We start from the raw sequence: 18277 nt of genomic DNA, 5'->3' as shown, positions 1-18277 counted from the left end.
CCTGGCCCGGTCACCGGGGCCGTCTCACTTCGTCGGGGGATCGCACACCATGCTCAGGTATCTGCCGTTCCTGCTGGTCCTGGCCCTGTGGATCTACGCCTTCGTGGACTGCCTGAACACCCCGGAGGAAGAGGTGCGGCATCTGCCGAAGGTGGTGTGGGTGGTCATCATCCTGCTCTTCGGCGAGGTGCTGGTCGGGCCGGTGGCCTGGCTGATCACCGGCAGGGCGCGGCAGACGGCCCCGGCGGGCGGCGGCGCCACGCCCGGGCAGTGGGTCGCCCCCGACGACAACCCCGAGTTCCTCAAGTCCCTGAACAGGGACGACCCCGAGCAGGGCTGATGGAACTCCGGCTGCTCGTCACCTTCGAGAAGGTCGCCACGGTGCTGAGCTTCACCCGGGCCGCGGCCGAGCTGTCGTACGCCCAGTCCAGCGTGACCGGTCAGATCCGCACCCTGGAGTCCTCCCTCGGCATCGAGCTGTTCGACCGGCTCGGCGGCCGGATCCGGCTCACCGAGGCCGGTGAGCGGCTGCTGCCGTACGCCCGGCAGATCATCGAGCTGGCGGAGGAGGCCCGGGCGGCGGTCGTCGAGCCGGAGGAGCCCTCCGGCACCCTCACCGTCGGGACCATGGAGTCGCTCACCTCCTACCGGCTGCCGCCGCTGCTGGAGTACTTCCACCACCGCCACCCCAGGGTGCGGCTCGCGCTGCGCACCACCATCGGCGACGAGACCCGGCAGGCGCTGCGTCAGGGCACCTACGACGTGGGGTTCCTGATGGAGGAGGAGACCGAGCACCCGGGGCTGGAGAGCGCCGTGCTCGCGGTGGAGCCGCTGGCGCTGGTCGCGGCGCCCGGGCACGCACTGAGCGCCTCCCCCGTGACGACCGCCGGCCTGACGGACCAGCCCCTGCTGGCCACCGAGCCCGGCTGCGCCTACCGGGACCTGTTCGAGCGGGAGCTGAGGTCCTTCGGGGACGTGGAGTTCATGGAGTTCGGCACGATCGAGGCCACCAAGCGCGCGGCGGCGGCCGGCCTCGGGATAGCGCTGCTGCCCGAGGTGACGGTCGCCGCCGAACTCGCGGAGGGCTCTCTGGTACGGCTGGACTGGGAGCCGCCGTTCACGCTTCGCACGCAGCTGGCGTGGCGGGCCGGGAAGCGGCTTCCGGCGCACGCCCGGCTGTTCGCGGAGCAGGCGCGGCGGCTGGTCGCCGAGCAGGACGGGCCAGGGTGACCTTCAGGCTCGCCGTCACGATCAGCGGGACGCCCAGCGTCTGGACGAGCCCGATGTGGTGGCCGTAGACCAGCCAGTCCATCAGCATCGCCACGGCCGGGTAGACGAAGGCCAGGACGGCGATCTTCGCGGTGGGCAGCTGGGCGTAGGCGGCGTACATGAGGACGTACATCACCCCGGTGTGGATCAGGCCGAGCCCGACGAGCCAGCCCCACCTCCAGCCGGTGCCGCTCATCGCGCCGAAGTCCGCGAAGGGCAGCAGGAGCGGGATGCCGACGAGGACCTGGACGAGGGCGATCAGGTGCGGGCGGACACCGGTGATCCGCTTGGTGGCCAGGGTGGACAGGCCGTAGAGCAGGGCGGCGAGGAGGGCCTGGCCGATGCCGAGCAGGTACGAGCCGCCGCTCGTGAAGTCGCCGGGGGTGACGCCCGAGACGAGGACCAGCCCGGCGAAGGCGACCGCGATCCAGCCCGCCTTCGCGGCGCTGAGCCGTTCGCGGAACAGCAGGGCGCCGAGGAGGACCACGTAGAAGGGCTGCGTGTGGTAGACGACCGTGGCCACCGAGATGGACGTGTTCTGGTACGACGAGAACAGCAGCACCCAGTTGAGGACGATGAACACCCCGCCGAGCACGGCGAGTCCGAGGGTGCGGCGGGTGAAGCCGTGGTCGCGCAGCCAGCCGCGGGCGGCGGCATAGCCGCCGAGGGCGAGGGCGCCGAACAGGACGCGGAAGAAGACGACGTCGAAGGGCGAGGCACCCGACTCCACGACGAAGACGCCGAGGGTGCCGGAGAGCATCATGGCGGTGGTCAGCTGGGCCGTGCCCCTGGTCTCTGAGGTCATGGCAGTGACGCTACGAACGGCCCCCGGTGCCGGTCCACGCGCCAGTGCGGGGCGCTGCCGATGGGGTCATCGGCGGTGCCGATACCCGCAGTTCACCGGCGGTCGTCGGCGGCGGCCCGAGCCCTGGCCCGTTCGTGCGGGTCGTCGGTGCGAGAAGGCCGGCAAAAGGGATGTGAAGAGCCGTCAGGAAAACGGGTCGTCGCGCAGGACGAGGTCGAGCAGCCCCGGGAAGCGGGCGTCGAACTCGGCCCGGCGCAGCCGGTTGACCCGTCGGGGGCCCTCGTCGCGCTGCTCGACCAGCCCGGCCCCGCGCAGCACCGCGAAGTGGTGGCTGAGGGCGGCCTTGCCGACCGGCACATCGAAGCTGCCGCAGCTGCGGGTCCAGTCGGCGGAGCCTGCCAGCTCCCTGACCAGGGTGAGGCGCACGGGGTCGGCGAGGGCGGCGAGCGCCGTGAGAACGGGCACGTCGTCGGGGTGAGTGTGCTCCGGGGCGGCCCGGTGACTGCCGGTGGTCACGCCACGCTCCCCTCTTCCTCTTGCCGAGTGTTCGATGGAAACCATACACTCGCGAGTGTTCGCTTTTAATTGAACAGTCGGTTCGAGCCAGGGGTGTGGCATGCGCGCGGTGGAGTTCCAGGAGTACGGCGGTCCCGAGGTGCTGCGACCGGTGACGGCCGAGGTGCCGGAGCCCGGCCCCGGGCAGGTGAGCATCGACGTGGCCTACACCGGCGTGAACTTCGCCGACCTCAAGGCCCGCGCGGAGGGCTACCGGGTGCCCGCGCTGCCGTACGTGCCCGGCCTGGAGGTCTCCGGCCGCGTCCGCGCGCTCGGCGCCGGCGTCACCGGCCTGGCCGTCGGCCAGGAGGTGGTCGCGCTCACCGAGGGAGGCGCGTACGCGGAGGTGGCGGTGGCCGGGGCGGCGACCGTCTTCCCGGTCCCCTCCGGCCTGGACCTGCGCACCGCCGCGACCCTGCCGACGGTGCTGCCCACGGCCTACGCCCTCGTCCACACCGTCGGCCGGCTCCAGCCCGGCGAGTCCGTCCTCGTCCAGGGCGCGGCCGGCGGGGTCGGCACGGCGGTCGGGCAGCTCGCCCGGGCCGCGGGCGCCGGGGCGGTGTACGGCGTGGTCTCCTCGGCCGCGAAGGCCGCCCACGCCAAGAGCCACGGCTACGACGAGGTGTTCGTCGGCTCCTTCCAGGAACCGGTGCGCGCGGCGACCGGGGGGCGCGGCGCCGACCTGGTGCTGGACCCCGTCGGCGGCGACACCCTGCGCGCGGGGCTGGCCTCGCTGGCGCCCTTCGGACGCCTGGTCTCCTACGGCAACGCGAGCGGCGCCGAGCCGTGGAGCGTGGGCCAGCCCGAGCTGTACCCGCTCGGCGTCTCTGTCTCCGGCTTCTCCATCCTGAACCTGGCCCGGACCGCGCCGGACGCCCTGCGCCGGCTGTCGGAGCGGGCGTTCGCGAAGGCGGCCGACGGCACGGTGACCCTGCCGGTGACGGCCGAGTTCCCGCTCGCCCGGGCGGCGGAGGCACACCGGCTGATGGGAGGACGGTCGAGCACGGGCAAGCTGCTGCTGCGGGTGGCCGACTGAGCCCCCAACTGCCGCTCACCTCAGGCAACTTCGCGGCCGCCCGGCCCAGGATCGGGGCGGCGGTGTACCCGCTGCAGAACATATGGTGGAGCCGCCGGAGCCGCTGGAACCTCCGGTGGTGCTGGAACCCCCCGAGCTGCGGATCCGCTGCCTCCACTGCTCCTGCCACCGCTCCCGGTGCCGGACGCGCCGCCGGAGCCGTCCGTGCCGCCCTGCCGGCCCGCGTTCGCGTCCCCGTTGCTGCTGCACTCCTCCTACGCCGACCGGCGCGCCGCCGGAGCGGATCTGGCGGGCGGTCGCCGCGCGGCCCCGGTACTCCCGCAGTGTTCGCGCCCTGGGCCGTCACCCGTTCGGGGGCGCTGAACCGGCGGCCGGGCGGGCGGGCTCGTAGCGTCCTGCCGTAAGGACGGTCCCGCACCGGCAGGCCCGCGGGTCCGCTCCCGCCCCGCTCACCAAGGAGGCACCTGTGACCGCCACCCGCACACGGCGACCCGCCCCCAGCGCGCCCCCGGTCCGGCGGGTCGCAGCCAAACCCGCCTGGTCGGCCCCGGTGGTGGAATGCCACCGCACCGGCGCCGAGATCACCGCCTACGCCGGACAGACCGCCCCGTGGCGCAAGCGCTGACCCGCGACCGGTTCGCCGCCAGGCTGTACGACCTGCGCGGACGGTACTGGGACAGCCACCCGTTCCACCAGCGCCTGCACTCCGGTGGCTGCACGCCGCCGGAGTTGCGGCACTGGGTCGCCAACCGCTGGTACTACCAGCTCTGCCTCACCCGCAAGAACGCCGCGATCATCGCCAACTGCCCACTGCCGGAGGTCCGCCGGGTCTGGGCCGAGCGGCTCGGCCAGCAGGACGGCACAAGCGGCACCGACGGCGGGCTGGCCGACTGGCTGGTGCTCGCCGAGGCGGTCGGCCTGGACCGCGCCGAGGTCCTCGACGAGCGGCACGTCGCCCGTGGTGTGCGCTTCGCCGTCGACGGCTACCTGCACTTCTGCCGGACCAGACCGTGGACCGAAGGTGTGGCAGCGGCGCTCACCGAGATGTTCTCGCCCGACCACATGGCTGCCCGCGTCGCCGCCTGGCGCCGGCACTACGAGTGGATCGACCCGGCCGGCTACGGCTACTTCGAGCGCCGCATCCCGGTCGCCCGGAAGGACAGCGCCCGCACCCTCGAGCTCGTCCTGGACCACTGTGTCACCGGTGAGCAGCAGCAGGCCGCGATCGACGCCCTGGCCTTCAAGTGCGAGGTCCTCAACGCCATGCTGGACGCGGTCGACTACGGGGCCGCCCGGTGAGCACCGCCGACTCCGCCGTGATCCCCGGCCTGCGCAAGGGGGTGCGGCTGGTGCACGACCCGGTCCGGAACCAGGCCGCGCTGGTCTACCCCGAGGGCGTGCTGATGCTCAACGACAGCGCGGCCGCCGTACTCCGGCACTGCGACGGACGCCGGGGCGCGCGAGCGATCACCGCCCGGCTCCGCGACGAGTTCGACGGGGTGGACGGCGAGCAGGTGGGCGCGCTGCTCGCCGATCTCGCCGAACGGCGGCTGCTCGCCCTGGACGGCACCGGCGCACCCGCCCGCCCCGTCGCCGCCGCCGGCCCGTCCGGCACCGCCGTACGCACGCCCGCTCCACTCGGCCTGATCGCCGAACTCACCTACCGCTGCCCGCTCCAGTGCCTCTACTGCTCCAACCCGGTCGAACTCTCCCGCCACCGCGACGAACTTCAGACGGAGCATTGGCTGCGGATCCTCGACCAGGCGCGGGAACTGGGCGTGCTCCAGGTCCACCTCACCGGCGGTGAACCGCTGCTGCGTCGCGATCTGACGGTCCTCGTCGACCGGGCCCGTCGGCTGGGTCTCTACACCAACCTGGTCACCAGCGGCATCCCGCTGGCCGCCGGGCGGGCCGCCGAACTCGCCGACGCGGGCCTCGACCATGTGCAACTCTCACTCCAGGACGCCGACGCGGGCCGCGCCGACGCCGTCGCCGGGCTCACCGCCCATGACCGGAAACTCGCCGCGGCACGGCGGTTCACCGGCGCCGGCCTGCCGCTGACCGTCAACGCCGTGCTGCACCGGGGCAATCTGGCGCGGCTCGGCGACCTCGCCGACCAGGCGGTGGCGCTGGGCGCCGACCGGGTCGAGCTCGCGCACACCCAGTACTACGGCTGGGCCTGGCGCAACCGCGCCCACCTCGCGCCCTCCAGGGAACAGGTCCGGCAGGCCGAGCGGGACGTCGCCGCGGCCCGGGAACGCCACATCGGACGGGCCGAGATCGTGCTCGTCGCCGCCGATCACCACACCGGCGCGGTGAAGCCGTGCATGAACGGCTGGGGAGAGCGTCAGCTGGTCGTCGCGCCCGACGGCGACGTGCTGCCCTGCCTCGCCGCCGCTCAGCTGCCCGCTCTGCCGGTGCCCAGCGCGGTCACCGAGGATCTGGCGGCGATCTGGCACGACTCCCCCGCCTTCAACCGGTTCCGGGGCACCGCCTGGATGCCGGAGCCGTGTCGCGGCTGCGCACTGCGCGAGGTGGACCACGGCGGCTGCCGCTGCCAGGCCTTCCAGTTCACCGGCGATCCGGCCGCCACCGACCCGGCCTGCCCCCTCTCGCCACACCACCACCTGGTCACCGACCCGATCCCGGCCGCCGGCTCCGGCCCCGCCCCCAGACGCTTCCGCTGAGGTGCGTCCGGGGCCGGGGCCCGAGCGGCGAGGCTCAGGACCCGTACTGGTCCGAACCCCCACAGGGGCGGCAGCCACCTGTCTGCGTGCCGGAGGACGGGCCCGCGGTGCCGGAGGCCGCGCCCGCCGTGCCGGAGGCCGCGCCCGCGGTGCCGAAGGCCACGAGGTGGCCGTCCCCGGTCCCCACGTAGACCCGGCCGTTGTAAGTGGCGGGGACCACGAAGCCGTACGTCGTGCCGATCGGGAAGGAGCGGCGCAGGTGCATGACACCGTTCACGGGCACCGCGTCGTAGACCCGCAGTGCACCACCGGTGGATGAGCCGGAGCCGGACCACACCGCCCAGACCAGCGCGGAGCCGGGGGACGTTCCGTTGGAGGTGACCACGGGGGAACCGGAGCCGTAGCCGAATCCCTCGTTGCTGGTGCCCACGCTGGTCAGGGTCGGAATGCCGGAGCTGTTCACCCCGAACTTCAGCGCGCGCAGCGGCGAACGGGCGTTACCGATCTTGGTGGCCACGGTGTACACGTAGCCTCCGCCACCGCCCCAGACGGCGGGGTGGCCCCAGACGCCCTCGAAGGGTCCGGCCATGCTCACCGGTTTGTCCGTGCCGTTCGGGCCCTGGCCCATGCCACCCAGGTTGTTCCGGTCCAGCAGGAAGACCCGGCCGTCCTTGCCGACCTGCACCAGCAGGTGCGGGTGGGCGGCGGTGCCGAAGCCGCCGGGCAGCGCGACCGGCCCGCCCGAGCCGAGGTCGGTGTCGTGGCTGTCCAGTGTCCGGTTGTTGGCCGGGCTGAAGAAGTCCCGAGCCGAGAGACTGCCGTCGCTGTTCACGGCGAGCCGGACCACCGACTCACCGAGGTGGCCGGGCGGCCTGCTGCCCGGGCCGGGGCTCGGCGAGGAGCCCGTGCCGAAGCCGTTGCCGGTGGTGAGGAAGATCCGGCCGGAGCCGTCCGAGACCAGGCCGCCGCCGCTCTGCCAGATACCGGCCCCCTGGTTGCCGGAACCGGCCTCGTCGGACCACAGGGTCAGGCTACGGCTGCTGGTCTTCACCCCCACCACCTGGCCGACGTAGGGAGCGGCGTCGCAGTGAGAGGCGAAGGCCGCGTACACCCAGCCGTTGAGCAGCAGCAGCCCCGCACGCTGCAAGGAGGTGAACGCGTTGAACGGGTGGCCGGGGCTGTTGGTCGGCGTGCCCTGGATCCGCACCGGCCAGCCCGCGCGCTCGGCGCCGCTGGAGGCGTCCAACGCGTGGAAGTACCAGTGCGGGTGCTGCACGTCCGCACCGTCGTTGACCTTGCTGGTGAGGTAGACGGTGTTGGACGACTGGTCGTACACCGGGGTGGAGGTGATCCCCGTGTGCGGCGCGGGGGCGGTGCAGCCGGCCTGGACCGCCGAGGTGGGCCAGGTCGGGCCGAGCTGACGGGTCCAGTTCTTCTGCCCGGTGACGGCGTCGATGCCGTAGACGTAGTTGTTCTCGGTGGCGACGATCACATGCCTGCCGGTGACCAGCGGTTGGCCCTCCACCGCACCGCTCACCGCGGTGGACCAGCGCTGTCCGAAGCTCGACGAGGACACCTGGGCCGGCGACAGGTTCGGCTCGTTCGCGTCCCATCCCGTGCGGCTGTTGTTCACCGAGATGGTGGAGTCGATGGCCTGTGCCTGGGAGGCGAGTCCGAGCAGCAGCAGGCCCGCCGCAGCGGTGGCTCTCAGCCGCAGCAGCCGCCGTCTGCCCTGTCCTCCTGCCCCGGTTCGTCGGTTCGCAGGCGACGTGAGTCGTGTCATGTGCTCCGCCCTGGTTTCGGGTCCCGCTCAACTCGGCCGACACCGATTGTCTTGACGCACACTCAGGTGATCGGGCAGGCGGCTCTCGCCGCGACGAGGGATTCATTCCCGGGGAGCAACAGACACGGGGCGAGGACACCGGCAGGGTCCTCGACACCCCCGCCCGGCGTTGCCCCGCGCTCCTCCCGCCCAGCACAGTGGGGGCCATGGACGAACGACAGGCCCGCGTCTGGCTCGCCACCGCCGTAGCGGAGGCCCGTGCCGGCCTGGCCGAGGGCGGGATCCCGATCGGTGCCGCCCTCTACGCCCCGGACGGCACCCTCCTCGGCCGTGGCCACAACCGCCGGGTCCAGGACGGCGACCCCTCCGCCCACGCGGAGACGGCCGCCTTCCGCGCGGCGGGACGGCGGCGCACGTACCGTGGCACCACCATGGTCACCACCCTCTCCCCCTGCTGGTACTGCAGCGGCCTGATCCGCCAGTTCGGTATCTCCCGGGTGGTGATCGGCGAGGCCACCACCTTCCACGGCGGCCATGAGTGGCTGGCCGAGCACGGCGTGGAGATCCTGGTCCTGGAGGACCCCGAGTGCGTCTCGGTGCTGCGCGCCTTCGTCAAGGACAACCCCGAGCTGTGGAACGAGGACATCGGTGAGTGACACGCGCGTTCCGACCATTGATCTGCGGCCCTGGCTCCACGGCGACGAGGAGGCCCGCGCCGGCCTCGCTCGTACCGTCGACCAGGCACTGCAGACCGCCGGGTTCCTGCTGGTCACCGGGCACGGTGTGGAGCCCGGGCTGCGGGCCGGGATCCGGGCGGCCGCGCGGGAGTTCTTCCTGCTGCCCGTCGAGGTCAAGCGGCGGTACGAGGCGAGGGTCGGCGGCCGGGGCTGGCTCGGGCCCGGTGCCGAGGCCAACGGGTACGCGGAGGGTACCGAGACACCGCCCGACCTGAAGGAGTCGCTGACCTTCGCCACGGACGAGCCCTTCGAGGACCCGGTCGTGAACGCGGAGTGGTACGCGCCCAACGTATGGCCGGCCGAGGTGCCGGAGCTCCGGGAGCTGTGCAGGACCTACCTGTCGCGCATGGCCGCCCTGGAGAAGGAGCTGCTGTCGCTGCTCGGGTACGCGCTCGGGCTCGAGCCCGACTTCTTCTCGCGGCACATGGAGCGTCCGACGTACGGCTTCAACATCAACTGGTATCCGGGGACGGACGTCGTCGGCGAGCCGCTGCCCGGGCAGTTCCGGATCGGGCCGCACACCGACTTCGGCACCGTGACCATTCTCGACCGGCAGGCCGGGAAGGGCGGGCTTCAGGTGTACACCGACGCCGGCGGCTGGGAGGACGCGCCGTACGACCCGGACGCCTTCACCATCAACACCGGTGATCTGCTGGCCCGTTGGACCGGCGACCGGTGGCGGTCCGGGCGGCACCGGGTGCTGCCCCCGCCCGCCGACGCGCCCGCCGAGGAGCTGATGTCGCTCGTGTACTTCGGCGAGTGCACCCCGGGCACCGTCGTGGAGTCCGTGCCGGCGCCGGTGGGCCGGGTGACGTACCCGCCGGTCGACTCGCACGTGTACCTGCGCGAGAAGCTGGACTCGATCACCGTCGGCTGAACCGGGCCACCCCTGTCAATCCCGTGTCCGGGCCGCCACCCGTTCCGCTGAAACGAACCCGCCGGGCATGTCCCGTTCGCGTCCCGTGGCATTGGCCCTTGAAGGGGGCCCGCGACCAGGGGCCCCCTTTCTGCGATGGGAGACGCGTGCGAATCACTGACATCCAGCGCTGCGAGGTCCGGCCGGGACGGCTCGTCGAATGGACGCTGAGCCCGGCGACGGTGGCGGCGGCGACGGCACTCCCGGACGACTGCCGGCCCCCGGCGTACATCCAGGAGTCGCACATCAGGACCGCCCGGTGCGTCCGGGAGGACGGGCTGTTCGTGCCGACCTGGCTCGGCACCGCCTTCGACCTGCCGGGCCCGGTCGACCTCGATGTGCTGCAGGAGGCGCTGCGCGGCTGGACGGTACGGCACGAGACGCTGCGCAGCGGCTTCCGCTGGGCGGGACCCGCGGAAGACGAACTGCGCCGCTTCACCCTGGACGCCGCCGACGTGTCCCTGCACCGGGAGGAGGCAGGCGACTTCCGGGACGCGGACGAGCTGGTCCGGCGCCTCGAGGAACGGTTCGACGCGGTCGCGGACGCGCTGCGCTGGCCGAACCTGATCTACACGGCCGTCGTACGGGACGACGGCGCCAGCGTGTACATGGCCTTCGACCACAGCAACGTCGACGCCTACTCCCTGACCCGGATCGCCGCCGAGGTGCACGAGCTGTACACGGCGGGCCTGGCCGGCACCGGCCCCGGCTCCCGCACCCCGGCGGCCAGTTACGTCGACTTCTGCGAGCTGGAGCGGGCCGACGCGGACGGCATCGACGCCCGGCACGCCATCGTCGGCCGCTGGCGCGAGTTCATCCGGCGCTGCGACGGCATGCTGCCCGGCTTCCCCGTCGACCTCGGAGTGGAACCGGGCGGCCCGCTGCCCCGGCAGCGGATGCTGTGCGAGCCGCTGGCCGACGCCGCCGAGGCGGCGGCGTTCGAGGCGTACTGCAGGCCGTACGGCGGCAGCCTGGTCGGTCTGCTGGCCGCGACCGGGCTGATCGTGCACGAGCTGGGCGGGCAGCCGGTGTACCGGACGGTGGTGCCGTTCCACACCCGGGTGAAGTCGCGCTGGAGCGACTCGGTGGGCTGGTACGTGGGCGGCGCCCCGATCGAGGTCCCGGTGGGCCGTACGACGGGCTTCCCGGAGACCCTGCGGGCGGTGCGCGCGGAGCTGCAGGCCAACCGCTCGCTCGCCCGGATGCCGCTGGCCCGGGTGCTGAGCCTGCTCGGCGCGGACTTCCGGCCGACCTCGCCGGACCTGTACTCGATCGTCTCCTACGTCGACACCCGGGCCGTCCCCGGCGCCGAACGCTGGGCCGAGCAGCGGGCGCACGCGCTGCTGCGGGTGTCGTACGGCGACCAGGTGTGCGTGTGGGTGAACCGGCTGCACGAGGGGCTGTGGCTGGCGAGCCGGTATCCGGACACGGACGTGGCGGCGAAGAACCTGCGCCTGTACGTCGAGCGGCTGCGCGACCACATCGCCTCGGTGGCCCACGGCAGCCTGTCCGCGGTGTCCTGAGCCGGACACCGGGAAGGAGTGACCTGCCGCCCCCTAGGTGAACTGACCGGGAAGGGGCTCCGAGGGCTCGGGCGGCATCTTTCCCGGAAGAGGCCGGGACGACTCCAGGATGCCGATCAGGCGTTCGAATCTGTTGCGCCAGTCGGACTCCGACGCCGCCTCGCCCTGGAACTCGTGGGTGAAGCGCAGCACGCTCTCCGCGTCGCCGCCCCGCTCCAGATGGAACCGGATCCGGCCGCCGCCCTCGACGGTGTACTCCGCGACCCGGTCCACGTCCCAGGCGGTGACCCGGCCGGAGCCCAGGTCACGCAGGGTGACCGCGCCGTCGAGGCGGGGCTGCAGAACGTCGACGGCGGTGCACCACGCCCCGAGTCCCTCGGGGGTGGCCACCGCCGGCCAGACGTCTTCCATGGGCCGCGGGAGCCGCACCAGGAAGTGGAGTATGTGCGTGTTCCCGTGGGTCTGGCTGGTGCCCTGTGCGATGGAACCGCTCATGACACCAGTGTGGGCGACCCTCGGCTCACACGCCCGCGTAGGAGTGCTTGCCGCTGACGAAGATGTTGACGCCGTAGTAGTTGAACAGCCAGCAGCCGAAGGCGATCATCGCCAGGTAGGCGGCCTTGCGGCCCTTCCAGCCGGCGGTGGCCCGGGCGTGCAGGTAGCAGGCGTAGGCGACCCAGGTGATGAAGGACCAGGTCTCCTTCGGGTCCCAGTTCCAGTAGCGGCCCCAGGCGTCGCCCGCCCAGATCGCGCCCGCGATGATCGTGAACGTCCACAGCGGGAACACCGCCGCGTTGACCCGGTAGGCGAACTTGTCCAGCGAGGCGGAGGCGGGCAGGCGCTCCAGGACCGAGGTCGCGAAGGCACCGGGCTTGCCGCCGGTCTGCAGCTTGGTCTCGTACGAGTCCTTGAACAGGTACAGGATCGTGGCGACCGCGCCGACGTAGAACACCGCGCCGCAGAAGATCGCGGTGGAGACGTGGATGTACAGCCAGTACGAGTGCAGCGCCGGCACCAGCTGGTCGCTCGCGGTGTACAGGACGGTGACCGCGAGGCCCAGGTCCAGCAGGACCGTGGTGATCAGGAACAGCCCGAGCCAGCGCACGTTCTTCTTCAGTGCCAGCAGCGCGAGGTACACGCCGACGGCCACCGTGGAGAAGGTGATGTTGAACTCGTACATGTTGCCCCACGGCGCCCGCTGCACGGAGGCGGCGCGGGCGACGACACCGGCCAGCTCCACCAGGAAGGCGAGCACGGTGAGCGAGACGGCGATGCGGCCGTAGAGGTCGCCCTGCGCGTCCCCGCCGTGCGCACCCGGCCCGTCCGGCACATCACGGGCGCCGGAGGCCGAGCGGACCACGACCTTCGGCCGCTCCAGCACGGCCGTACCGCCGGCCTGCTTGACGGTGACGGCGGGGGCCTTCGCGGAGGTCTCCGGCTGGGCCGTCAGCGCGGCGGCCGTACGGGCCACCTTGCTGCGGCTGCCGAAGAGCCACTCGGCGATGTACGCGAAGAAGGCCAGGGTGTAGACGGCCATCGACGAGTAGATCAGCGTGTTGCTGATGCTCGCCAGGTGTTCGTTGGTCGCGGCGGCGAGATCGGTTGCGGCGGCGAGAGTCACTTCTCAGCCCCTTCGGCAGGTACGACTGGGGTGTCGGGGGATTCTGAAGGGTCGTCGTCGGGGTCGGGTGCCCCCGGCGCCTGGTCGTAGAGGATTCCGGCGAGGTCGCCCAGTTCCTCGGGCACCTTGGCGGACTCGCTGCGGCCCAGCCCGGCCATCTCGACGACCGTCACGCCGTCGGCGCCGCGCACCGCGCGCACCCACACCCGGCGCCGCTGGATGAACAGCGAGGCGGCCAGGCCGAAGATCGCGGTGAGGGCACCGCCCAGCGCCCAGCCGCTGCCGGGCTCCTGGACGATCTCGAAGCCGGCCCACTCCTTGATGTCCTTCTCGAAGGTGATCGACCCGGCGCCGTTCGGCAGCGTGAGCGTGTCGCCCGGCTGGAGAAGCTTCTTCAGCAGCTGGCCCTTGCTGTCCTTGAACGCCTTCATGTGCGTCTTGTCCAGCTGGTACACGCTCTGCGGAATACCGGAGTTGACGCCGAGGTCACCGTGGTAGGCGTTCACCGCGAGCAGCGGGTTCACCAGCGCCGGGAACTGGGAGAGCATCGTGCCGCTCTTCGGGTCGAAGGTCGGCACGAAGAAGGCCTGGAAGCCGAGCTGGTCCTTCCTGCCCTGCGCGTCGCGGTAGCCGTCCATCACCTTGATCACACCGTTGGAGGTGACGTTTCCGTCGAGCGGCAGCAGCGGCACGGCGTCGTGGTAGACGACGTCGCCCTTGCCGTCGCGGACGGTGATGACGGGTGCGTAGCCGTGGCTGACGAGGTAGACCTTGGCGTCGCCGATGTGCAGCGGCTGGTTGACCTGGATGGTGGTCGACTTCTGCTTGCCGTACGCGCCCTGGCTGTAGTCGATCTTGGCTTCGAAGGTGCGCGGCGTGCCCCTGTTGGGGCCGGTGACCTCGTAGGTGCCCCTGAAGTCCTTCAGGTCGAAGCTGAACGGCACGAGGTCGTCGTTCTGGAACAGGCTGCCGGACTTGAAGTCGTCGTACTGCGACAGCGCGTTGGAGAAGCCGTCGCCCTCGACCACCAGCTTGGTTCCGTCCGACTTGTACAGCTGGCCGGAGGCGAAGGCGATCAGCAGCACGATCAGGGCGATGTGGAAGGCCAGGTTGCCCAGCTCGCGCAGATAGCCCTTCTCGGCGGCGACGGCGTCCCCGGCGACATGGGCGCGGAAGCGGCGCTTCTTCAGCAGGGCGAGCGCGGCCTCGCGGACCTGCTCGGGCTCGGCGGTCGTACGCCATGTCGTGTAGGCGGGCAGCCGGGTCAGCCGCTTGGGGGCGCCCGGCGGACGGCCGCGCAGCTGGCCGACGAACTGCCAGGTGCGCGGGACGATGCAGCCGATGAGGGAGACGAACAGCAGGATGTAGATCGCGGAGAACCACACCGAGCTGTAGACGTGGAACAGTCCGAGCTTGTCGTAGATCGGCGCGAGCGTCTTGTGTGCCTTGCGGAAGTCGTCGACCTTGTTGAGGTCGGCGCCGGTCTGCGGGATGAGCGAGCCGGGGATCGCGCCGAGCGAGAGCAGCAGGAGCAGCAGCAGCGCGACCCGCATGGAGGTCAGCTGCCGCCAGAACCAGCGGGCCCAGCCGATGACGCCGAGGCCGGGGGCGGCGGACAGCTCCTCGCGCGGGGCGGTGGACAGCTGGGAGCCGGCCGCGCCGAGGTCCTCCTGGTCCGCGTCCGCCTGGTCCCGGCTCTTGTCGGTTTCGGTCTTGCTCATCGATCAGATCCCCACAGTGAAGCCGTCGGACCAGGTCTGCATCTGCTGCACCAGACTGTCCCAGGCGCCGGTCAGCAGCAGCACACCGGTCACGATCATCATCGTGCCGCCGATGCGCATCACCCATACGTAATGGCGCTTGACCCAGCCGAACGCGCCGAGCGCCTTGCGGAAGGCGATCGCGGTGAGCACGAAGGGGACGCCGAGGCCGAGGCAGTAGGCGACGGTCAGTATCGCGCCCCGGCCGGCGCTCGCCTGCTGGGAGGACAGGGCGATGACGGAGGCGAGGGTCGGGCCGATGCAGGGGGTCCAGCCGACCCCGAACAGGGCGCCGAGCAGGGGCGCGCCGATCAGACCGGCCGCCGGACGCCGGTGGAAGCGGAACTCGCGCTGGGTCAGCCAGGGCATCAGTCCCATGAAGAAGACGCCCAGCAGGACCATGAGCACGCCGAGCACCTTGGACAGCGTGTCCTTGTACTCCTGCAGGGTGGAGCCGAAGAAGCCGAACAGCGCGCCGCCGGAGACGAACACGGCGGTGAAGCCCAGGACGAACAGGAGGGCACCGGTGGCCATCCGCCCGCGTCTGGCCTCGGCCAGGTCGGTGCCGGCCACGCCGGTGACATAGGAGAGGTAGCCGGGGACCAGGGGCAGGACGCAGGGGGAGAAGAAGGAGACGAGCCCGCCGAGCAGCGCGACCGGCAGGGCGATCAGCAGGGCGCCGCTCCGCACCGTCTCGTTCTGGCCCGTCGCGGCCAGCGTCAGGAGCGCGCTCACGTCACTTCTCCGCGAGGACCGGCTTGAGCATCTTCAGCAGGGCGGTGTCGTCGAGCGCCTCCAGGGCCCGCGCGGCGACCTTCCCGTGCTTGTCGATGACGAGCGTGGAGGGGATCAGCTGCGGGTTGAGGGTGCCCTTCTCGAAGCGGAGCATCAGCTTGCCCGTGGGGTCGTACAGGCTCGGGTAGCTGATCCCGTGCTCCTTCTCGAAGGCGACCGCGGGAGTGGTGCTGGTGTCCCGGGTGTTGATGCCGACGAACTGCACGCCCTTGCCGTCGTACTGCTTCGACACCTTGGAGAAGTACTCGGCCTCCTCGCGGCACGGCCCGCACCACGAGCCCCAGACGTTGATGACGACGACCTGGCCCTTGTAGTCGGCGACGTCCAGGGTCCTGCCGTCGATGGTCTGGCCGGACAGGTCCGGGGCGCCGGCGCGCTTGCCCGCCGGCACGGTGTCGATGCCGTTGTGGCCGGTGACGAAGCCCATGTTGCCACCGCCGCCGGAGGTGCCGCCCTTGCCGCACGCGGACAGGGTCAGGGCCGCGACGGCGGCCACGGCGCTGAGCAGGACGGCGCGGCTACGGGTACTCATGTGAAAAGTTTCGCATGTCCGTTCCGGCGATCTCTGGCACCCCCCTGCCGGGCGGAAAACCGCATTTCAGGGCGTATTTACACGGGACATTTCCGACAGGGGGCCGAGCGGGAGGGCGCTGCGGGGAGCGAGCGGGAGGCTAGGCGAGGAAGGTCTTCCAGCCACCGGCCGGCGCCTGCCCGGGAGCGAGCGTGCGCAGCTTGGCGAGCACCTCGGGCTTCTGCACGTCGATCCAGTCGACGAACTGCCGGAAGGAGACCAGCCGGACGTCGGCGCCCTTCTCCTTCGCCTGGGCGATGTGCTTGAAGGCCTGCTCGACGGCGTCCATGTAGATGCCGCCGTTCCAGTGCTCGAAGTGGTTGCCGATGAACATCGGCGCCCGGTTCGAGAAGTATGCCCGCCTGAAGCCGGCGATGTACGCCCCGGCCGCCTGCTCGCGCCAGGCCGGGTAGTTGTAGGCCGGCGCCTTGGTCGAGTTCTGCGACTGGTTGAACATCATGTTGTAGTCCATCGAGAGGACCTGGAACTTCTTGCCGGGGAAGGGGATCTCCTGGAGCGGCAGGTCCCACAGCCCGTGCTTCTTCACCGGCCACATCTGCAGACCGCCGGGCGAGGAGGCGTCGTAACGCCAGCCCAGTTCACGGGCGGTGGGCAGCAGGTTCTCCTGGTTGAGCAGACAGGGCGTACGGCCGCCGACCAGTTCCTTCTCGTAGTCGAACGGCAGGGCCGGCATGTCGGTGAAGCCGGTGTTGGTCTTCCAGTTCTTCACAAAGGACTTGGCCTGCTTGATCTCGCTGTGCCACTGCTGGGGCGTCCACCACTTGACCGAGGTGTGGGCATCGCCGCAGAAGTGCCCGTTGAAGTGGGTGCCGATCTCGTGGCCTTCCAGCCAGGCCCGGCGGACGTTGGTCAGCGTCGCCTTGATGTGCTCGTCGTTGAGGTAGCCGATGTCGGAGGCGCCGACCCGGTTGTTCGGCGGCTGGTACAGGCGCTTCTTCGACTCGGGCAGCAGGTAGAGACCCGAGAGGAAGAAGGTCATGCTCGCGCCGTGCTCCTTGGCGAGGTCCAGGAAGCGCGGGAAGAGCCCGTTGCCGACCTCGCCGGCACCGTCCCAGGAGAAGATCACGAACTGCGGCGGGGTCTGGCCGGGCTGCAGCGGCTCGGGCGCGGCCGGCTGGTGCGGCTGCTTGCCGGTGTACGACGTGGAGCCGTCCCCGATGAGCCGGCCCTGCGGCGCGCCGTTCGCGCCGCCGTCCTGGCCGTTCTTCCCGTCACCGGAACCGTTCGACTGCCCGGCGCCGTCCGATGACGTGTGGCTCCCACAGCCGGCGAGGGTCGCGGCGGCAGCGGCACCCGCGCCGAGGCCGAGTATTCCCCGGCGGGAGAGGGTCCGGGAGTCGGTGCGCATGGAAATCCCCGATTCATCGCGCCATCTGATGGTCACCCATTCAGAGGGCACGACGATCGGGGAGGTTCCGATAATTCTTATGTTTTTCGCAATAGTTGCGGAAAAGACACCCTAAGTTACGTCAAACGGACCGTCAGGAAACCGCGGTCAGACGTCCTCAGGCCCCGAAGGCCTTCCCCTGAGCGGTGCCCTTGCCCTTCTGCGGCTTGGCACCGGCCCGCAGATGAGCCGGGACGAGATCGATGGCGGGCTCGCTGTAGCCGACCGACACGATCTTGTCGCCGAGGTAGGTGAAGGACGTGAGAGAGGCCAGCGTGCACTGCCGCTTGCGCGGATCGTGCCACAACCGGCGCCGCTCGACATAGGACCGCACGATCCAGATCGGCAGCTGATGGCTGACCAGCACCGCCTCGTGCCCGCGCGCCTGGTCCTTGGCCGCGTTCAGCGCGCCCGTCATCCGCACGACCTGGTCGACGTACGGCTCCCCCCAGGACGGCCGGAACGGGTTGACCAGGTGCTTCCAGTTCCCCGGCCGCTGCAGCGCGCCGTCACCGACGCCGAAGGTCTTGCCCTGGAAGACGTTGCCGGCCTCGATGAGCCGCTCGTCGGTGTCCAGGTCGAGACCGTGCGCCTTGGCGATCGGGGTGGCCGTCTCCTGCGCCCGCTCCAGCGGTGAGGCGCAGACGTACGTCACGTCCCGCGAGGCGAGGTGCTCGGCGACCCGGTCGGCCATCTGCCGGCCCAGCTCGGACAGGTGGTAGCCGGGCAGCCGCCCGTACAGAATCCCGGTCGGGTTCTCGACCTCACCGTGCCGCATGAGGTGGACGACGGTGACGTCCTTGTCCCGGCC

General features: G+C 71.3%; 19 protein-coding genes. 9 read left to right on the top strand and 10 right to left on the bottom strand.

Annotated features, from left to right (window positions below):
* The first annotated feature begins 49 nt into the window (after positions 1 to 49).
* A complete protein-coding gene (locus tag ACWDEN_RS30590; RefSeq protein WP_351610112.1) occupies positions 50 to 340 on the top strand; it encodes a PLD nuclease N-terminal domain-containing protein in 291 nt (96 codons plus the stop codon).
* A complete protein-coding gene (locus ACWDEN_RS30585) occupies positions 340 to 1230 on the top strand; it encodes a LysR family transcriptional regulator (protein ID WP_450860997.1) in 891 nt (296 codons plus the stop codon). The genes ACWDEN_RS30590 and ACWDEN_RS30585 overlap by 1 nt, the downstream gene beginning before the upstream one ends.
* On the opposite strand, the gene ACWDEN_RS30580 is transcribed toward ACWDEN_RS30585, so the two are convergent.
* Positions 1118 to 2074: a DMT family transporter gene (locus ACWDEN_RS30580; RefSeq protein WP_450860995.1), complete on the bottom strand. Its 957-nt coding sequence runs from the start codon at positions 2072 to 2074 to the stop codon at positions 1118 to 1120. The genes ACWDEN_RS30585 and ACWDEN_RS30580 overlap by 113 nt on opposite strands.
* Before the next feature lie 183 nt (positions 2075 to 2257).
* A complete protein-coding gene (locus ACWDEN_RS30575; protein ID WP_351610105.1) occupies positions 2258 to 2635 on the bottom strand; it encodes an ArsR/SmtB family transcription factor in 378 nt (125 codons plus the stop codon).
* 55 nt (positions 2636 to 2690) lie between these two features.
* Here ACWDEN_RS30575 and ACWDEN_RS30570 point away from each other — a divergent pair, with 55 nt between their 5' ends.
* The 4 genes from ACWDEN_RS30570 to pqqE all read left to right on the top strand — a co-directional run bounded on the left by ACWDEN_RS30570 (position 2691) and on the right by pqqE (position 6352).
* Positions 2691 to 3665 (top strand): quinone oxidoreductase family protein, encoded by a 975-nt coding sequence (locus ACWDEN_RS30570; RefSeq protein ID WP_450860993.1) that lies wholly within the window; start codon positions 2691 to 2693, stop codon positions 3663 to 3665.
* 466 nt (positions 3666 to 4131) lie between these two features.
* Positions 4132 to 4290 (top strand): hypothetical protein, encoded by a 159-nt coding sequence (locus ACWDEN_RS30565; protein ID WP_351610100.1) that lies wholly within the window; start codon positions 4132 to 4134, stop codon positions 4288 to 4290.
* Positions 4275 to 4964, top strand: a complete 690-nt coding sequence (pqqC, locus tag ACWDEN_RS30560; RefSeq protein ID WP_351610099.1) for a pyrroloquinoline-quinone synthase PqqC — start codon at positions 4275 to 4277, stop codon at positions 4962 to 4964. The genes ACWDEN_RS30565 and pqqC overlap by 16 nt, the downstream gene beginning before the upstream one ends.
* Positions 4961 to 6352, top strand: a complete 1392-nt coding sequence (gene pqqE / locus ACWDEN_RS30555; RefSeq protein WP_450860990.1) for a pyrroloquinoline quinone biosynthesis protein PqqE — start codon at positions 4961 to 4963, stop codon at positions 6350 to 6352. Before pqqC ends, pqqE begins: the two co-directional genes overlap by 4 nt.
* Before the next feature lie 34 nt (positions 6353 to 6386).
* Here the strand turns inward: pqqE and ACWDEN_RS30550 are convergent, their stop codons facing one another.
* The gene (locus ACWDEN_RS30550) at positions 6387 to 8135 is read right to left on the bottom strand and encodes an outer membrane protein assembly factor BamB family protein (protein WP_450860988.1); all 1749 of its coding nucleotides are present in this window, start codon (positions 8133 to 8135) and stop codon (positions 6387 to 6389) included.
* 206 nt (positions 8136 to 8341) lie between these two features.
* Between ACWDEN_RS30550 and ACWDEN_RS30545 the strand changes: the two genes are divergently transcribed.
* The 3 genes from ACWDEN_RS30545 to ACWDEN_RS30535 all read left to right on the top strand — a co-directional run bounded on the left by ACWDEN_RS30545 (position 8342) and on the right by ACWDEN_RS30535 (position 11311).
* On the top strand, positions 8342 to 8791 hold the full coding sequence (locus tag ACWDEN_RS30545) for a nucleoside deaminase (RefSeq protein ID WP_450860986.1): 450 nt from the start codon (positions 8342 to 8344) through the stop codon (positions 8789 to 8791).
* Complete coding sequence (locus ACWDEN_RS30540) at positions 8784 to 9749, top strand: isopenicillin N synthase family dioxygenase (RefSeq protein WP_450860985.1); 966 nt, start codon at positions 8784 to 8786, stop codon at positions 9747 to 9749. The genes ACWDEN_RS30545 and ACWDEN_RS30540 overlap by 8 nt, the downstream gene beginning before the upstream one ends.
* 146 nt (positions 9750 to 9895) lie before the next feature.
* Positions 9896 to 11311 (top strand): condensation domain-containing protein, encoded by a 1416-nt coding sequence (locus tag ACWDEN_RS30535; RefSeq protein ID WP_450860983.1) that lies wholly within the window; start codon positions 9896 to 9898, stop codon positions 11309 to 11311.
* A 33-nt stretch (positions 11312 to 11344) separates the two neighbouring features.
* Here ACWDEN_RS30535 and ACWDEN_RS30530 read toward each other — a convergent pair whose 3' ends face one another.
* The 7 genes from ACWDEN_RS30530 to ACWDEN_RS30500 all read right to left on the bottom strand — a co-directional run bounded on the left by ACWDEN_RS30530 (position 11345) and on the right by ACWDEN_RS30500 (position 18244).
* Complete coding sequence (locus tag ACWDEN_RS30530) at positions 11345 to 11806, bottom strand: hypothetical protein (RefSeq protein ID WP_450860981.1); 462 nt, start codon at positions 11804 to 11806, stop codon at positions 11345 to 11347.
* 25 nt (positions 11807 to 11831) lie between these two features.
* Positions 11832 to 12932, bottom strand: a complete 1101-nt coding sequence (gene ccsB / locus ACWDEN_RS30525; protein WP_351610081.1) for a c-type cytochrome biogenesis protein CcsB — start codon at positions 12930 to 12932, stop codon at positions 11832 to 11834.
* Positions 12929 to 14653: a cytochrome c biogenesis protein ResB gene (resB, locus tag ACWDEN_RS30520; protein ID WP_351610078.1), complete on the bottom strand. Its 1725-nt coding sequence runs from the start codon at positions 14651 to 14653 to the stop codon at positions 12929 to 12931. Before resB ends, ccsB begins: the two co-directional genes overlap by 4 nt.
* Positions 14654 to 14656: 3 nt before the next feature.
* Complete coding sequence (locus tag ACWDEN_RS30515) at positions 14657 to 15427, bottom strand: cytochrome c biogenesis CcdA family protein (protein ID WP_351610075.1); 771 nt, start codon at positions 15425 to 15427, stop codon at positions 14657 to 14659.
* 1 nt (position 15428) lies between these two features.
* Positions 15429 to 16019, bottom strand: coding sequence for a TlpA family protein disulfide reductase (locus tag ACWDEN_RS30510; RefSeq protein WP_351610073.1), 591 nt, complete (start codon positions 16017 to 16019; stop codon positions 15429 to 15431).
* 139 nt (positions 16020 to 16158) lie between these two features.
* On the bottom strand, positions 16159 to 17427 hold the full coding sequence (locus tag ACWDEN_RS30505; protein ID WP_351610070.1) for a polysaccharide deacetylase family protein: 1269 nt from the start codon (positions 17425 to 17427) through the stop codon (positions 16159 to 16161).
* Between the two features lie 157 nt (positions 17428 to 17584).
* Positions 17585 to 18244, bottom strand: coding sequence for a histidine phosphatase family protein (locus ACWDEN_RS30500; RefSeq protein WP_351610196.1), 660 nt, complete (start codon positions 18242 to 18244; stop codon positions 17585 to 17587).
* Between the last annotated feature and the right edge of the window lie 33 nt (positions 18245 to 18277).

The organism is Streptomyces sp. NPDC001153 (genome assembly GCF_053598315.1).
This window is presented reverse-complemented; position numbering and strand designations above follow the sequence as displayed.

Bases quoted from the DNA above. Each gene is read 5' to 3' on its own strand.
- ACWDEN_RS30580 (WP_450860995.1), bottom strand. From the start codon at position 2,074: ATGACCTCAGAGACCAGGGGCACGGCCCAGCTGACCACCGCCATGATG.
- ACWDEN_RS30570 (WP_450860993.1), top strand. From the start codon at position 2,691: ATGCGCGCGGTGGAGTTCCAGGAGTACGGCGGTCCCGAGGTGCTGCGA.
- ACWDEN_RS30505 (WP_351610070.1), bottom strand. From the start codon at position 17,427: ATGCGCACCGACTCCCGGACCCTCTCCCGCCGGGGAATACTCGGCCTC.
- ACWDEN_RS30510 (WP_351610073.1), bottom strand. From the start codon at position 16,019: ATGAGTACCCGTAGCCGCGCCGTCCTGCTCAGCGCCGTGGCCGCCGTC.
- ACWDEN_RS30500 (WP_351610196.1), bottom strand. From the start codon at position 18,244: ATGCGGCACGGTGAGGTCGAGAACCCGACCGGGATTCTGTACGGGCGG.
- ACWDEN_RS30585 (WP_450860997.1), top strand. From the start codon at position 340: ATGGAACTCCGGCTGCTCGTCACCTTCGAGAAGGTCGCCACGGTGCTG.
- ACWDEN_RS30530 (WP_450860981.1), bottom strand. From the start codon at position 11,806: ATGAGCGGTTCCATCGCACAGGGCACCAGCCAGACCCACGGGAACACG.
- resB (WP_351610078.1), bottom strand. From the start codon at position 14,653: ATGAGCAAGACCGAAACCGACAAGAGCCGGGACCAGGCGGACGCGGAC.
- ACWDEN_RS30590 (WP_351610112.1), top strand. From the start codon at position 50: ATGCTCAGGTATCTGCCGTTCCTGCTGGTCCTGGCCCTGTGGATCTAC.
- ACWDEN_RS30545 (WP_450860986.1), top strand. From the start codon at position 8,342: ATGGACGAACGACAGGCCCGCGTCTGGCTCGCCACCGCCGTAGCGGAG.
- ACWDEN_RS30575 (WP_351610105.1), bottom strand. From the start codon at position 2,635: ATGGTTTCCATCGAACACTCGGCAAGAGGAAGAGGGGAGCGTGGCGTG.
- ACWDEN_RS30550 (WP_450860988.1), bottom strand. From the start codon at position 8,135: ATGACACGACTCACGTCGCCTGCGAACCGACGAACCGGGGCAGGAGGA.